The 13,915-nt window shown below is 71.4% G+C and carries 15 protein-coding genes; 6 read left to right on the plus strand and 9 right to left on the minus strand.

Features of this window, described 5'->3' with window-relative positions:
• The first annotated feature begins 446 nt into the window (after positions 1-446).
• Positions 447-1,127 (plus strand): DUF4097 family beta strand repeat-containing protein, encoded by a 681-nt coding sequence (locus ACIGA3_RS16940; protein WP_399715865.1) that lies wholly within the window; start codon positions 447-449, stop codon positions 1,125-1,127.
• Positions 1,128-1,134: 7 nt separating this feature from the next.
• Here the strand turns inward: ACIGA3_RS16940 and ACIGA3_RS16945 are convergent, their stop codons facing one another.
• Positions 1,135-1,260, minus strand: a complete 126-nt coding sequence (locus ACIGA3_RS16945; protein WP_399715867.1) for a hypothetical protein — start codon at positions 1,258-1,260, stop codon at positions 1,135-1,137.
• 339 nt (positions 1,261-1,599) lie between these two features.
• Between ACIGA3_RS16945 and ACIGA3_RS16950 the strand changes: the two genes are divergently transcribed.
• Both ACIGA3_RS16950 and ACIGA3_RS16955 read left to right on the plus strand, forming a co-directional pair.
• Positions 1,600-2,061 carry a glycine-rich domain-containing protein gene (locus ACIGA3_RS16950; RefSeq protein WP_399715870.1) on the plus strand — a complete coding sequence of 154 codons (462 nt, stop codon included), beginning with the start codon at positions 1,600-1,602 and terminating at the stop codon, positions 2,059-2,061.
• Positions 2,062-2,213: 152 nt separating this feature from the next.
• On the plus strand, positions 2,214-2,906 hold the full coding sequence (locus tag ACIGA3_RS16955) for a class I SAM-dependent methyltransferase (protein ID WP_399715872.1): 693 nt from the start codon (positions 2,214-2,216) through the stop codon (positions 2,904-2,906).
• Here ACIGA3_RS16955 and ACIGA3_RS16960 read toward each other — a convergent pair.
• On the minus strand, positions 2,886-4,094 hold the full coding sequence (locus ACIGA3_RS16960) for a cytochrome P450 (RefSeq protein WP_399715874.1): 1,209 nt from the start codon (positions 4,092-4,094) through the stop codon (positions 2,886-2,888). The genes ACIGA3_RS16955 and ACIGA3_RS16960 overlap by 21 nt on opposite strands.
• Positions 4,095-4,204: 110 nt before the next feature.
• Here ACIGA3_RS16960 and ACIGA3_RS16965 point away from each other — a divergent pair, with 110 nt between their 5' ends.
• A complete protein-coding gene (locus ACIGA3_RS16965) occupies positions 4,205-4,429 on the plus strand; it encodes a hypothetical protein (RefSeq protein WP_399715875.1) in 225 nt (74 codons plus the stop codon).
• 2 nt (positions 4,430-4,431) lie between these two features.
• Here the strand turns inward: ACIGA3_RS16965 and ACIGA3_RS16970 are convergent, their stop codons facing one another.
• From ACIGA3_RS16970 to ACIGA3_RS16980, 3 genes are all read right to left on the minus strand, one after another.
• On the minus strand, positions 4,432-5,325 hold the full coding sequence (locus ACIGA3_RS16970) for an alpha/beta hydrolase (protein ID WP_399715877.1): 894 nt from the start codon (positions 5,323-5,325) through the stop codon (positions 4,432-4,434).
• Between the two features lie 184 nt (positions 5,326-5,509).
• On the minus strand, positions 5,510-6,703 hold the full coding sequence (gene kynU, locus ACIGA3_RS16975) for a kynureninase (RefSeq protein WP_399715879.1): 1,194 nt from the start codon (positions 6,701-6,703) through the stop codon (positions 5,510-5,512).
• A complete protein-coding gene (locus ACIGA3_RS16980; RefSeq protein ID WP_389004048.1) occupies positions 6,696-7,556 on the minus strand; it encodes a tryptophan 2,3-dioxygenase family protein in 861 nt (286 codons plus the stop codon). The genes kynU and ACIGA3_RS16980 overlap by 8 nt, the downstream gene beginning before the upstream one ends.
• Positions 7,557-7,882: 326 nt before the next feature.
• Here ACIGA3_RS16980 and ACIGA3_RS16985 point away from each other — a divergent pair, with 326 nt between their 5' ends.
• The gene (locus tag ACIGA3_RS16985; RefSeq protein ID WP_399715883.1) at positions 7,883-9,292 is read left to right on the plus strand and encodes a hypothetical protein; all 1,410 of its coding nucleotides are present in this window, start codon (positions 7,883-7,885) and stop codon (positions 9,290-9,292) included.
• 38 nt (positions 9,293-9,330) lie between these two features.
• A complete protein-coding gene (locus ACIGA3_RS16990) occupies positions 9,331-9,750 on the plus strand; it encodes a DUF3151 domain-containing protein (protein WP_399715885.1) in 420 nt (139 codons plus the stop codon).
• On the opposite strand, the gene ACIGA3_RS16995 is transcribed toward ACIGA3_RS16990, so the two are convergent.
• The 4 genes from ACIGA3_RS16995 to ACIGA3_RS17010 all read right to left on the minus strand — a co-directional run bounded on the left by ACIGA3_RS16995 (position 9,740) and on the right by ACIGA3_RS17010 (position 13,866).
• Entirely contained in the window at positions 9,740-11,233 is a 1,494-nt protein-coding gene (locus tag ACIGA3_RS16995) for an MFS transporter (RefSeq protein WP_399715888.1), read from the minus strand. The genes ACIGA3_RS16990 and ACIGA3_RS16995 overlap by 11 nt on opposite strands.
• An 85-nt stretch (positions 11,234-11,318) precedes the next feature.
• On the minus strand, positions 11,319-12,341 hold the full coding sequence (gene fbaA, locus ACIGA3_RS17000) for a class II fructose-bisphosphate aldolase (RefSeq protein ID WP_399715891.1): 1,023 nt from the start codon (positions 12,339-12,341) through the stop codon (positions 11,319-11,321).
• 150 nt (positions 12,342-12,491) lie between these two features.
• Positions 12,492-13,043, minus strand: a complete 552-nt coding sequence (gene pyrE / locus ACIGA3_RS17005) for an orotate phosphoribosyltransferase (RefSeq protein WP_381098029.1) — start codon at positions 13,041-13,043, stop codon at positions 12,492-12,494.
• Positions 13,044-13,077: 34 nt separating this feature from the next.
• A complete protein-coding gene (locus ACIGA3_RS17010; RefSeq protein WP_399715894.1) occupies positions 13,078-13,866 on the minus strand; it encodes an aldose 1-epimerase in 789 nt (262 codons plus the stop codon).
• Between the last annotated feature and the right edge of the window lie 49 nt (positions 13,867-13,915).

Below are 13,915 nucleotides of genomic sequence, written 5' to 3' on the forward strand. Positions count from 1 at the left end.
CGGGTAACCGACGGTGCGGATCGACCAAGGTGAGCGGGGGCTGGTACGTCCAGGTGCAAGGCGGAGGAGGGGTACAGGAACGGGGCGGACCCGATGGTGTGCCCGTCGGGCAGGGCGGGCGTCAACTGCTGGCACACCAGCCCCATCACCCGGTGGTAGTAACCCCTCGACCACGGCGGCAAGACGATGTTCCCCTTGATGATCTCGGCCTTGTAGCCGACAGGCACGACGAGGTCGTCGAGGTCGCTCAGCAACGCCTCGAAGTTCCGGGGTCCGGTGCCGCCTATCGTCGGTCGCTCAGTCATCAACGTCATGATGCGCCCTCCCTGTGACCCGGACCAGTCACGACGGTTTCCGTCATTTTGGGCGTCGGGATCAAGCCGTTCCTCCTCGCCGTCAGGCGGTAGCTGCTACCTGTGAGGGGCAGGCTGAACCAAGGGGGAAGCATGAACGCGAAGCTGTTGGTGGCCGGGGTGGCCGTAGCCATGGCGGGGGCGGCGCTCGGAGGCTGCGCCATTCAGGACAAGTCGGCGACGTCCCAGTACGGGATCGACGCGAAGGTGACCGCGCTGAGCGTGACGACGAAGGGCGGCAACATCGACGTCGTAGCCGGCGACGGCACCGGCGCCCGCGTCACGGAGAAGATCCGCTACGCCGACGACAAGCCCCGCACCGAGCACTCCGTGAGCGACGGCCGCCTCACCCTGACCGCCCCGAGCTGCGACGACTGCGGGGTGAACTACACCGTCTCCGTGCCCCCCGGCACGACCCTGACCCTGGACACGGAGGGCGGCAACATCACCGTCCGGGAGGTCGACGGGGAGATGAAGGCGCGGACGGGCGGGGGAAACGTACGCGTGACCGACGCGGCCCCGAAGACCCTCTCCGCCCAGACCGACGGCGGAAACATCGAAGCGTCCCTGACGAAACCCCCGTCCACCCTGAGCGCGGAAACCGGCGGCGGCAACGTGACGGTGAGCCTCCCCCGCACCCCCTACGCGGTGGACGCCACGACGGACGGCGGCCGGAACACCATCTCGGTCCCCACGGACCCGTCCTCCCCGCACCACGTGACCATCCGCACCGGCGGCGGAAACATCAAGGTCAACCTGGCGCCGGACTCGTAGGGGTGAACTAGGAGAGCGCCGCGGGCGCCGTCTCGTACCCGGCGAGGTACAGCCGAAGCCGAGTCACATCCTCGGCCTCCACGAACACCCGCTGCCCCCACCACTCCCCCAGCCGCGCCGCCACCTCGACCAACCGCCGCCGCTCCTCAGGCGAATGAGCCGGATACCGCACCCACCCCCGCTCAGAAATCACATTGCCAAGCTCCCTGAACAAAAGCTCCCGATAACGCCGTTCCTCGTCATCGGTGAGCAAAGCTCCAGAATCCTCAGAACTTGGCACCTGAACATCGTGAATCTCCCGCACTGCCCCACACTCCACAATTCCCGAACCTCACCGAATTCCCCGAGACCCTACCGCCCCACTACACCGACCGCCCTCTGTACACAAACGCTCCGTAGCGGCACGGTTACCCCAGCGGACATTGCTCCCGGCGGCATCCGGCAGCGGCATCCGGCAGATTCGGAGGGCACCATGGCAACAGCGTGGGTCACCCGCGACCCCGAGCACGACGAGCCCACCCGCGACCCGCGGGACTACGTGACGCCGGAGGTGTGGGACCGCGAGGTCACGCTCCTCATGCGCGACAACCCGTTCGACAAGGTGATGGCCGAGCGCCTGTTCGCCGCCGCCATCTCCTACCTCATCACCGCCATGGAGAAGTGGGGCCAGGGCCTGGAGATGTGCTGCGGCCGGATCGTGGACATCGCCGTCCACACGTTCATCCTGGACACCCGCAACTACCGGGAGTTCTGCGCCCGCCACTTCAACGGCGGCTTCCTGGAGCACATCCCGGAGATCGCCTTCAAGCACGACGGCTCAGTCGAGCGCACCGCGCACATCATCGCCGACAACGGCTTCCCCGTGGACTGGTCGTTGTGGGAGGCCGACTACGCCAAGTGCGGTCCATGCAGGCCCGGTTCGGATTGTCACTGACCCGGTAGGGTCCAACAGGCCCGAGACCGCCATCGGACGGCCTCGGGCCTTTTTGCGCGCATATGTGACAGCTTTCGGCCTTCCGGGGTCGGCGCGGGAGGCAGCCGGGTAGCTTGGCGGCTCCGGAAACGCTCCCGCCCCGGAGGCCCCATATGAGCAGCGCCGCCCCCACGACCCCGGCCGAGTACTGGGACAAGTACCGGCCGCACCGGGGTGAGGGGGAGCAACCCCGGCCGGGAGCCGAGCGCTTCGAGTGGACCGGGGTGCCTGGGCAGGGGCCCGGTGCCGAGGTGCTGGGGGAGCCGGGGAGCGCGCTCGATCTGGGGCCGGCCGAGGGGGAGAACGCGGCCTTCCTCGCGCGAAACGGCGTACGGGTGACGGGCGTTGACTTCTCGGCCGCCCAGGTGGCCCGCGCCCGGCGGTTCTGGTCCGACCTCCCGGGGCTGGAGTTCGTGCACGCCGAGGTCTGCGCGTTCCTCGCCACCGACTCCCGGCAGTGGGACGCCATCTACTCGACCTGGGGTGCGGTCTGGTTCACCGACCCCGACACCCTCTTCCCCCTCATCGCCCAACGCCTCGCGCCAGGCGGCGTGTTCGCCTTCTCCCACCGCGAGCCAGTCGTGGGGCAGTACGGCGCACAGGAGATGGGTGGGCGATGGCTGGAAGGCCGTTCCGCCGAACTCGTCGTCCATCGGTGGCAGTTCACCGCCCCCCAGTGGGCCGACCTCCTCAAGCGCCACGGCTTCCTCGACGTACAGGCCGAGGTGGTCCCCGGCCGGGAGCCAGGGGAGCTGGGCACGCTGGTCGTTCGGGGGAGCCGGCCCTCAGGCGACGGTCACCTTTAGTTCCCGCAAGCCCCGCATCACGAAGCCCGGCTTGCGGGGTGGGTCCGCTGCCAGGGTCAGGGTGGGGGCGAGAGTGAGCAGCGCCTCCATGGAGGCCCCCAGTTCCAGGCGGGCCAGGGCGGCGCCGATGCAGTAGTGGGTGCCCGCGCTGAAGGAGATGTGGGGGTTGTCCCTGCGGGTGAGGTCCAACCCCGTCGGGTCGTCGAAGACACGCTCGTCGTGGTTCGCCGAGCCGAAGAGGAGGGCCAGTTCGGCGCCTCGGGGGATCGTCGTGCCGGCGAACTCGATGTCGTCCAGGACCCAGCGTTCGAAGAGCTGGAGAGGGGTGTCGTAGCGGAGCAACTCCTCGACCGCCGTGGGGATGAGGGTGTGGTCGGCACGGAGGGCGGCCAGCTGGGCCGGGTGGTGGAAGAGGGCCAGCCAGCCGTTCGTCGTGGCGTTCACCGTCGCCTCGTGGCCCGCGTTCAACAGGAGTACCGCCGTGGAGATCATCTCCTGCTCGGTGAGGCGGTCGCCCTCGTCGTGGGCCAGGATCAGCGCCGAGATCAGGTCGTCCGCAGGGTGCGCACGGCGCTCCGCGATCAGCCCCCGCAGGTACTCCGAGAACTCCACCGACGCCCGCACCGCGCGCCGCGCCACCTCCGGGGACGGGTTCAGCTCGTACATCCCGCAGATGTCCGCCGACCAGGGGCGCAGCGGCGCCCGGTCCGACTCCGGGATGCCCAGCAGTTCCGCGATCACCGCGACCGGGAGGGGCTCCGCCAGGTCGGCCAGGAGGTCACCGCCGCCCGCCGCGACCAGGTCGCCGACGAGGGCGTCCGCCAGCCCGTGCACGTACCCCCGCAGCCGCTCCACCGTGCGCGGGGTGAACGCCTTCGAGACCAGGCGCCGGATGCGGGTGTGGTCCGGCGGCTCCAGGTCGAGCATGCCGTGGTCGTTGAGCGTGTGGAACGGCTCGTGCTCCGGCGGAGGCACACTCCGGCCGAACTCCTCGTGCGTGAAGCGGTGTTGGTACGTGCGCCCCAGCCGCCGGTCCCGCAGGAGCGCCGACACGTCGGCGTGGTGCGGCACCAGCCACTGGTCCGTCGGCTCGTACCGGATCACCCGGCCGCGCGCCCGCAGCTCGGCGTAGGCCGGGTAGGGGTCGGCGAGGAACTCCGGTGACCAGGGGTCGAAGGTGGTGCCCATGGGGGGACGCTAGTCCGTGCGGGCACCAACGGGGTAGATGACATGTGTCATCCCCAGGACGTGCCCCTCGGCACTGCCCGCGCGTCCCCTCGCCTTCCTAGGCTCGACCCATGTTCAAATCCCGCAAACCCGGACAGGACGACGCCTGGGAAGGCGTCGTCACCGACAAGTCCCGAGGCATGCTCGACGGCGCGAACATGTACCACTTCGTCGAACTCCGCCTGATGGACGGCGAGTCCACGAAGGTACGGATCGGCCGCCGCCTCTGGAAGGACGTGGCCGTCGGCGACCGCCTCGTCAAGCGGCCCGGCACCTCCGACCCGGTCAAGGAGTAGCCCTACCAGGCCAGTTGGGAGATCTCCTCCGCCACCACCGCGCAGGCGTCCGCCGCCGGGTCGATCAGCGGGAAGTGGCCCACGTCCTCCAGCAGCGTGATCCCCACGACCTCGCCCGACCTGGCCGCCGCGTCGGCGTACGACTCCGCCACCCCGTAGGGGACATCCCGGTCGGTGCGGCCCTGGACCAGGGTGGTGGCGATGCCGGTGGGGAGGAGGAGAGCGGGGTCCGCGTAAGGGGCACGCTCCGCGAACAGGTGTTGCCCGCCCAGGAGTTGGACACCCGCACCGTCGCACACCTCCAGCTTCGCCACCATCGTCAGGTCGGCGGCCGGGGCCAGCGCGACGACCCCGCGCAGGGGAGCCGGGCGGTCGGTGCGCCAGGGCGAGTCGGCGGGCAGTACGTGCCGGGCCGCGGCCCACAGCGCGAGGTGGCCGCCCGCCGAGTGACCGGTGAGGACGATGCGCCGGGCGTCCGCGCGCGGCAGCGCCTCGCGGGCCAGCTCCGGCAGCGCGTCCAGCGCGGCGGCGACGTCGTCGAAGGTCTCCGGCCAGCGGCCCGCCGGGGGTACGGGCGCCGGCTCCGCACCCGTGTTCTGCGCCGGGATGTCGGGCCCGCCGCGCCGGTACTCCACGTTGGCCACGGCGAACCCGCGCCGCGCCAGGAAGTCCGCGAACGGCGTGATGTGCCGCCGGTCGTACCGCGCCCGCCACGCCCCGCCGTGCAGGACGACGACCAGCGGCGCGGACGCCGTCCCGGTGCGCGGCGCGTAGAAGTCGATCACCTGGTCGGGGTGGTCCCCGTAAGGGGCGCTGGCGTCGGGGTCGACGGGCGGATGGGAGAACGCCGACTCCTCCTCGGCGGCGGCGCGGGCTGCTGCTGCGTCCTCCGGCATGCTCCAACCTTCCAGCTGCGTAACGGGTTTGGCGGACCAGGGCCAGGGTGGGGAATCGGCCGTTGGCCGGGACGGTATCAGGCCCGTGACGTGCGCGGACACGGGGATGTCACGCAGGGTGAGGGAAAAGGGGGCTGTGCGGAGTTTGTACTCCGCACAGCCCCCCGGCGTCCCGCGCGAGCGTCTACGCCAGCACTTCTCCGAGCACCCGCGCCGCCCGCTCCGCGTCCGCGAAACCGACGTACAGCGGGGTGAAGCCGAAGCGGAGCACGTCCGGGTGGCGGAAGTCGCCCACCACGCCCCGGTCGATCAGCCGCTTCATCACCTCACCGGCGTCCGCGCAGCGCAGCGCCACCTGACTGCCCCGCTCCTCGTGCCGCAGCGGCGTCACGCACTCCACCCGGCCGGGCTCGGTGTACGCCGTCACGCAGTCCAGGAAGAAGTCCGTCAGGGCCAGCGACTTCGCCCGTACCGCGTCCACCGAGACCCCGTCCCACACGTCCAGCGCCGCTTCGAGCGCCAGCATGGAGAGGATGTCCGGGGTGCCGACCCGCCCGCGCCGCGCGCCCGGCACCGGGGTGTACTCGGGGTTCATCCCGAAGGGTTCGGCGTGCGAGTTCCAGCCCGGCAGGGGCGAGTCGAAACGGTCCTGGAGGTCGCGGCGGACGTACAGGTACGCGGGCGAACCGGGGCCACCGTTCAGGTACTTGTAGGTGCAGCCGACCGCGAGGTCCACGCCGTGCTCGTCCAGTCCGACCGGGAGAGCGCCCGCGCTGTGGCACAGGTCCCAGACGACCAGCGCGCCGGCGTCGTGCACGGCGGCCGTGAGTGCGGGCAGGTCGTGCAGGCGGCCGGTGCGGTAGTCGACGTGGTTCAGCAGGACCGCCGCCGTGCGCGGGCCGAGGGCGGCCGGGATCTCGGCCGGGGTCAGCGGGCGCAGCTCGCAACCCGTCATCCGGGCCGCCGACTCGGCGATGTACCCGTCCGTGGGGAATGTCGTCGCGTCGACCAGGATCTCGTCCCGGCCCTCCCCCGCCATCCGGACGGCGGCCACAAGTGCCTTGTACACGTTGACACTTGTCGAGTCGCCCACGACAACCTGGCCCGGACCGGCGCCGATCAGCGGTGCGATCCGGTCCCCGATCCGCTCCGGTGCGGTCCACCAGCCCGACTCGTCCCAGGAGCGGATGCGCAACTCGCCCCACTGGCGGGCCAGTACGTCCCGCATCCGGTCGGGAACGTGCGCGGGGAGAGCGCCGAGCGAGTTGCCGTCCAGGTAGACGCCCTCGTCGAGGACGAACCGGTCGCGCAGCCCGGCCAGTCCGTCGGCCGCGTCCAACTCCTTGGCGCGCAGCGCCAGTTCCGTACGGTCAGACATGGGACCTCGCCGTCCACAGCTCAGGGAACACGTTCTTGCGGGCCCGCTTCTCCAGCCAGGCCACTCCGGCGGAGCCGCCGGTGCCGGCCTTGGCTCCCATCGCGCGGCGGGTCGCCACCAGGTGGTCGTTGCGCCATCGCCACACCAGCTCGGCCACGTCGGTGAGCGCTTCCCCGAGCCGGGCGAGATCGGTGTCGGGGTCACCGGAGTACACGGCCGTCCAGGCGGCCTCGACCGCGTCGGCGGGCTCGTACCGCTGGGACAGGTCCCGGTTCAGCACCTCGGCCGGGATCGCGTGGCCCCGGCGGGCGAGCAGGCGTACCGCCTCGTCGTACAGGCTCGGCTCGCACAGCGCCTTCTCCAGCTCGGCGTACGTGCGCGGGGTGCCCCGGTGCGGGACGAGCATCGACGCGGACTTCTCGCCGAGCAGGAACTCCATGCGGCGGTACATCGCCGACTGGAACCCCGACCCTTCCCCCAGGGCGGAGCGGTAGGAGTTGAACTGGGCCGGGGTGAGCTGGGCCAGCGGGCGCCAGGAGGCGTTCAGCGCGTCCAGCTCGCGTACGGAACGCTTCAGCGCGGCGACGGCGGTGGGCACGTCGTCCGAGCGGAGCGCCTTCGCGGCGGTCTCCCACTCGTGGGTGATCACCGTGAACCACAGCTCCATGACCTGGGTCGTGACCAGGAAGACCATCTCTCCGGGGTCGTCGGAGAGGGTGTGCTGGAGGTGGGTGAGCACATCGGCGCGGACGTAGTCCTCGTACGGCGTCGTACCGGCGAAGTCGAGATGCGGGGTCTCGGGCTCAGCGGCCTCTTCGGCGGCCTGGGAAGGGGGGTGAGCCTGGTGGGACATCGCTGTCTCCTGCTTTGAACTCCGGGTAGCGGTCCGCCCCTGCCGATGCCGGCACGGGGGCCCCGGTCCCCACCCGGAATCCTCCGCAATTGCATGGGATACGGCAAGGCGGGACGGATCTCCAGTCACGGTTGCGGCGCCGGACTGACCGCAAAAGACCATTCTCTTCCCGATTGAGATCACCTATGGTCACGGACGGGGCGTGAGCACCGGTCGGTGTCATGGGGGCACGGGGGGCTGCGGGTTCACGCGTACACGGGGGAGGGGTACGGGCGATGCCGCGCGCGGGGCTTGCCGTGCCGCCCCGTAGGGGTGGACCCCGATGGATGCCCCTGTGGGTGCTTCCGGTGCTGTGGACCGTGGGGCTCGGGCTGTGGGGGCTGTCGCGGCGGCACAGCGTGTGGCGGGACGAGGCGGCGACCTGGCAGGTGGCCCGACGCTCGACGGCCGAGATCTGGCAGCTGCTCGGGCAGGTCGACGCCGTGCACGGCCTGTACTACCTGCTGATGCACGCCCTCTTCACCTGCTTCGGCCCCGGCACCACGACCCTCCGCCTCCCCTCCGTACTGGCCATGGCCCTCGCGGCGGCCTGCGTGACGGTCATCGGACAGCGCCTGGCCGGGCCCTGGGCCGGGCTGGGCGCGGGCATGACCCTCGGGCTGCTCCCGGCCGTGCAGTTCTACCTCCAGGAGGGGCGGCCGTACGCGCTGGTCATGGCGGGGGCGGCGGTCTCGACGCTGCTGCTGGTGGGGCTGCTGGAGCGTCCCGCTCCCTGGCGGTGGGCCGCGTACGGCGGGACGGTCCTGCTGTGCGGGCTGCTGAACTGGCTCTCGCTGCTGGTGCTCGTCGCGCACGCGGTGACGCTGTGCTGGACGCGCGCCCGGCGGGGTACATGGGTCCGCTGGGCGGTGGCTGCGGCGGGCGCCGTTTCCGGGACGGCACCGCTGATCCTCTTCAGCCGGGGCCAGTCCGAGCAGATCTCCTGGATACCGCCCCTGACCTGGCACATGCTGATCGGCCCGGCGATCCTGCTGGCGATCGGTTCCCTGGGGGCCCTACTGGACCGCCCCCGGCCGGGTGGGCCCTCGGTCGCGTCGGTGGGCCTCCCCCTACTGGCGGTCCCCCTCCTCGCCCTGACAGGGATCTCCCTGATCAAGCCCCTGTTCCTGGACCGCTACATCCTCTTCGGCCAGCTCGGCCTGGCCCTGCTGATCGGCACGGCGCTGGGGCGGGCGATCGGCGCCGCGCGCCCCCGCTCCCCCCGGGCAGCGAGGCTGATCCTCCCGCTGGTGCTGGCAGCGGCAACCGCCTCCCTCCTCCCCTACTCCCTGGCCAAACGCTCCCCCAGCAGCCGCGTGGACGACGTGCTGTCGGCCGCCGACCGCGTCCATCGCCTGAAGCACCCCGGCGACGCGGTCCTCTTCATCCCGGCCGCCCGCCGCGACACGGCACTGGTGTCCCCGGACGCCTTCACGGGCCTGCGGGACATAGCCCTGGCCGAGGCCCCGGTGGCCTCGGGCACCCTGAAGGGCGTGGAGGCGGACCCGCCCGCCATAACGGCCGCGATCCCGCACTGCGCCCGAATCCTGCTGGTCACAGACGCGCCAGGAGTGGCAAAGCCGGCCTCGGCCCGCCGGGACAAGGCCAAGAAGGCCGCCCTGCGCAGGTACTTCACCCCGGTCGCGGACGAGACGGTGCGGGGCCGCCGGGTGACGGTGTACGAACGCCTCCCGTAGCCCGGCCGGGACCCGTCCCCTAGTGGCAGACTTCAGCCATGACTACGCACAAGAACCTGCTCGGCGGCCCGGACCCGACGCAGCTGCCCGAGAACGAAGAGGCGTACCGCCTGCTGAGCGAGGACTCGGCGGCCCCGGCCGAGGTCGTGGCGAAGTACCCCACGTTCTCCCTGGCCTGGGCGATGCTCGCCGACGACGCCTTCGAGGGCGGCCGCGTGGTCGAGTCGTACGCCTACGCCCGCACCGGCTACCACCGCGGCCTCGACGCCCTGCGCCGCGCCGGCTGGAAGGGCCACGGCCCCATCCCCTGGTCCCACCGCCCCAACCGAGGCTTCCTCCGCTGCCTCGCCGCCCTCGCCCGCGCGGCCGACGCCATCAACGAGAAGGAAGAGGCGGACCGCTGCTGGCAGTTCCTGCAGGACAGCAGCGAGGAAGCGTACGAGGAGCTCAAGCGCTAGGTGCCGCTCGGCCGGGAGCTGCCTCCCGGCCGACCGCCCCCTGCTCCAGCGGCGGAGTCGTCAGGCTGCAATGCGTCCGGCACTCCGGGTGGGGGCAGTTCGGGGTGGGGCGGTGGCGGATCTGGGTGAAGGCGAGGATCGCGCCCAGGACGAGGACCGCCGCGCAGATCGGCATCGCCTTGTCGAAGGAGCTGTTGAAGGATGCCGGGGCCCGGTAGGCGTCCGGGCCCATGTCCGTCAGGAGCGGGAGGGCCGCCACCGCCACCAGGCCCGCCGCCCTCGCCGCCGCGTTGTTGATGCCGCTGGCCAGGCCCGCGCGGGCGGTGTCGACCGAGGCGAGAACCGTCGCGGTCAGGGGCGCCACCAGGGTGACCATGCCGGTACCCATGACCAGGAGAGCCGGCAGGACGTCCGTCAGGTAGTTCGCGTCCGGGCCCACCCGCAGCATCAGCAGCATCGCCGCCGCGCACAGGAGCGGCCCCACCGTCAGGGGGAGGCGGGGACCCGTACGGTCCGCGAGGGCGCCTGAGCGGGACGAGAAGAGCAGCATCAGGATCGTGGGCGGCAGCAGGGCCGTACCGGCGGCCAGCGGGGAGTAACCGGCCACCACCTGGAGCTGGAGCGCGGTGAGGAAGAAGAAGCCGCCGAACGCCGCGTACACGCACAGCGTGACCAGGTTGACCGCGGTGAACTGCCGCGAGGCGAAGATGTCCGGCGGGAGCATCGGGTTCGGCCGGTGCCGCTCGACGTACACGAAGGCCACCGCCGCCGCCACGCCCGCCACCGCCGTCACCCACACCGCGACGGACGCCGACCGCGCCTCGATCAGCGCGTACGTCAGCAGCGCCAGCGACGCCGCGCCCAGTACCGCGCCGAGCACGTCGAACCGCCCGCGCGCGGGCCCCCCGTCCGACTCCGGTACGTGCCGCAGCGCCACCGGTACGCAGACCAGCGCGAGCGGCACGTTCAGCAGGAACACCCAGCGCCAGCCCGGCCCCTCCACCAGCCAGCCGCCCAGGAACGGCCCGATCGCCGCGCCGACCCCGCCGAACCCGGACCACATCCCCACCGCGCGGCTGCGGTCGTCGGGATGGAAGGACGCCTGGATCAGCGCGAGCGACCCCGGCGTGAGCAGCGCCCCGCCCACCCCCTGGAGGGCCCGCGCGACGATCAGCACGTTCGGGTCAGGAGCCAGCCCGCACATCAGCGAGGCCGCCGCGAACCACACCACCCCGATGACGAACACCCGGCGCCGCCCGTACCGGTCGCCCAGCGAACCGCCCAGCAGGATCAGCCCGGCCAGCGTCACCATGTACGCGTTGACCGTCCACTGGAGCGCGGCGAGGCTCGCGTCCAGATCGCGGCCGATGCGCGGCAGCGCCACGTTGACGACGGTCGAGTCCAGCAGGGCCATGCTGGAGCCGAGCACGGTGGTCAGCAGAATCCACCGGCCCTTGGGGGAGGCCACCCGGATGTCGGGCATGCCCCCAGGTATACCCCGGATACCCGTAGGGGGCCCGGCCCCTGGGAATCAGGGTGCCGGGCCCCCTACGGGAGACCACCGAGGGTCACTTCATCTTGTTGCCCGCCGACCGCAGGTTGTTCGCGGCGACGACGACACGCGCCGCCATGCCCGCCTCGGCCAGCTTGCCCCAGGTGCGCGGGTCGTACTGCTTCTTGTCACCGACCTCGCCGTCGACCTTCAGCACACCGTCGTAGTGACGGAACATGTGGTCGGCGACCGGACGGGTGAAGGCGTACTGGGTGTCCGTGTCGATGTTCATCTTCACGACGCCGTTCTCCAGCGCGGTACGGATCTCCTCCTCGGAGGAACCGGAACCGCCGTGGAAGACGAAGTCGAACGGCGACTGCTTGCCGAACTTAGCGGCCACGCCGTCGTTCAGCTCCTTCAGCAGCTCCGGGCGGAGCACGACGTTGCCCGGCTTGTACACGCCGTGCACGTTGCCGAAGGACGCGGCCAGCAGGTAGCGGCCCTTCTCACCCAGGCCGAGCGCCTCGACGGTCCGGATCGCGTCGTCGACCGTGGTGTAGAGGGAGTCGTTGATCTCGTGCGTGACGCCGTCCTCCTCACCGCCGGTCGGGGTGATCTCGACCTCCAGCACGATGTTCGCGCGGCGGGCCTGCTCCAGCAGTTCCTGGGCGATCGACAGGTTGTCGGCGAGGGTCTCGGCGGAGCCGTCCCACATGTGCGACTGGAACAGCGGGTTGCGGCCGGCCTTCACCCGCTCCTCGGACAGCGTGAGCAGCGGACGTACGTAGCCGTCCAGCTTGTCCTTGGGGCAGTGGTCGGTGTGCAGCGCGATGTTGACCGGGTACTTCTCGGCGAGGATGTGCGCGTACTCCGCGAGGGCGACCGCGCCGGTCACCATGTCCTTGCTGTACTGGCCGCCGAGGAACTCCGCGCCGCCGGTCGAGATCTGGACGATGCCGTCGCTCTCCGCCTCCGCGAAGCCGCGCAGCGCCGCGTTCAGGGTCTGGCTCGACGTGACGTTGATGGCCGGGTAGGCGAACTTGCCCGCCTTCGCCCGGTCGAGCATCTCGTTGTAGACCTCGGGAGTTGCGATGGGCATCTGTCCGCTCCTCGTGTTGCGGGTTGGCGTTCTGCGTTATGCGGCCCTGACCTGGACCCTGGGGGCGACGTCAGCGTCGGCCCCATCTTTCCAGACCGGCCCTGCCGGACGGCCTGGCGGCCGGGGAGAAGTCCAGCCCCAAGCGGACCGTCAGTCCAGACCCAGTTCATCCTTCGAGAAGGCGAACCGGTACGGAACGCCCGCCCCGGCCTCGATCTTCTCCGCCGCGCCGGTCGCCCGGTCCACGATCGTGGCGACCCCGACGACCTCGGCGCCGGCCTCCCGCACCGCCTCGACGGCCGTCAGCGGCGAACCGCCGGTGGTGGACGTGTCCTCGACGACCAGCACCCGGCGGCCCGCGATGTCCGGCCCCTCCACCCGGCGCTGGAGGCCGTGCGCCTTCGCGGCCTTGCGGACCACGAACGCGTCCAGCTTCTGTCCGCGCGCGGCCGCCGCGTGCAGCATGGCGGCGGCCACCGGGTCGGCGCCCATGGTCAGACCGCCCACCGCGTCGAAGTCCAGGTCGGCGGTGAGGTCCAGCAGCACCTGGCCGACCAGCGGGGCGGCCTCGCCGTCCAGGGTGATGCGGCGCAGGTCGACGTAGTAGTCGGCCTCCAGACCCGAGGAGAGGGTCACCTTGCCGTGCACCACGGCCTTGTCCTTGATCTGCTGGAGCAGTTCGCCACGTGTGCCTGACGGCATTACTTCGTTTGCGTCCGTCGTCATACCGCCCAGCTTAGAGGCGGCGCCAGCTCCAGGTCGTGGACGCCTCCAGCGGCTCCAGCGGGGTGACCAGGCGCTGCGCGGTGTTCAGCCCGTTGGGCGGGCCGGTCTGCGGCTCGACGCACACGGCGGCGTCCTGCTCGTCGTAGACGACGGCCCACTGCTCCCGGCTGGCCACCTTCAGCTCCAGCTGTCCGGGCCAGGTCAGACGCACGTCGACACCGTCGGGCATGCCGAAGCAGTCGTCCCAGGGGCCGGGCCGCGGCTCGACGCGGTTGCCGGTGGGCAGGTGGTCGTCGCCGCGCTCCTCCTGCCAGGCGGGATGGAAGTCGATCCGCACGTCCTCGCCGCCCAGGTTCCGGTTGAACCAGGGGTGCCAGCCGATCTGCGCCGGGAACGAATCCTCGTACGTCTCCACGGACATGGTCAGCGTCAGACTGTCCTCACCGAGGCTGACGACCTGCGTGATCCTGCCGGAATGCGGCCAGGGGTCGGTCAGTTCGTACGTGAGGACCGCCTCGTCCGCCGACTTGCGCGCGGTGCGCCAGGCGCCGTCGCGGGCGGTGCCGTGGATGGCGTGCGGCGGGGAGTTGAGCGGCATCTGCCGTACGACCCCGCCGTCCAGGAACTGTCCGTCCCTGATCCGTCCGCACCAGGGGACCATCGGGAAACACCCGAACCGCTCCCCCTGCCGCAGCAGCTCGGTGCCCCCGACCAGCAGCCCGCCGATCCGCCCCCCGTTACCGGGCAGCACCCGTACCTCCGCGTCACCCGCGGCCAACGTGATCTCTCCGTTACTCACGGAACGACCCTACTGGTCCCTCCGGGGGCGGGGCGGGGCGGTGGGGGTT

Origin of the sequence: Streptomyces sp. NPDC085596 (assembly GCF_044541565.1) — a bacterium.
Lineage (GTDB): Bacteria > Actinomycetota > Actinomycetes > Streptomycetales > Streptomycetaceae > Streptomyces.

Bases quoted from the DNA above. Each gene is read 5' to 3' on its own strand.
- ACIGA3_RS16940 (WP_399715865.1), top strand. From the start codon at position 447: ATGAACGCGAAGCTGTTGGTGGCCGGGGTGGCCGTAGCCATGGCGGGG.
- ACIGA3_RS16950 (WP_399715870.1), top strand. From the start codon at position 1,600: ATGGCAACAGCGTGGGTCACCCGCGACCCCGAGCACGACGAGCCCACC.
- ACIGA3_RS16955 (WP_399715872.1), top strand. From the start codon at position 2,214: ATGAGCAGCGCCGCCCCCACGACCCCGGCCGAGTACTGGGACAAGTAC.
- ACIGA3_RS16960 (WP_399715874.1), bottom strand. From the start codon at position 4,094: ATGGGCACCACCTTCGACCCCTGGTCACCGGAGTTCCTCGCCGACCCC.
- ACIGA3_RS16965 (WP_399715875.1), top strand. From the start codon at position 4,205: ATGTTCAAATCCCGCAAACCCGGACAGGACGACGCCTGGGAAGGCGTC.
- ACIGA3_RS16970 (WP_399715877.1), bottom strand. From the start codon at position 5,325: ATGCCGGAGGACGCAGCAGCAGCCCGCGCCGCCGCCGAGGAGGAGTCG.
- kynU (WP_399715879.1), bottom strand. From the start codon at position 6,703: ATGTCTGACCGTACGGAACTGGCGCTGCGCGCCAAGGAGTTGGACGCG.
- ACIGA3_RS16980 (WP_389004048.1), bottom strand. From the start codon at position 7,556: ATGTCCCACCAGGCTCACCCCCCTTCCCAGGCCGCCGAAGAGGCCGCT.
- ACIGA3_RS16985 (WP_399715883.1), top strand. From the start codon at position 7,883: ATGCCCCTGTGGGTGCTTCCGGTGCTGTGGACCGTGGGGCTCGGGCTG.
- ACIGA3_RS16990 (WP_399715885.1), top strand. From the start codon at position 9,331: ATGACTACGCACAAGAACCTGCTCGGCGGCCCGGACCCGACGCAGCTG.
- ACIGA3_RS16995 (WP_399715888.1), bottom strand. From the start codon at position 11,233: ATGCCCGACATCCGGGTGGCCTCCCCCAAGGGCCGGTGGATTCTGCTG.
- fbaA (WP_399715891.1), bottom strand. From the start codon at position 12,341: ATGCCCATCGCAACTCCCGAGGTCTACAACGAGATGCTCGACCGGGCG.
- pyrE (WP_381098029.1), bottom strand. From the start codon at position 13,043: ATGCCGTCAGGCACACGTGGCGAACTGCTCCAGCAGATCAAGGACAAG.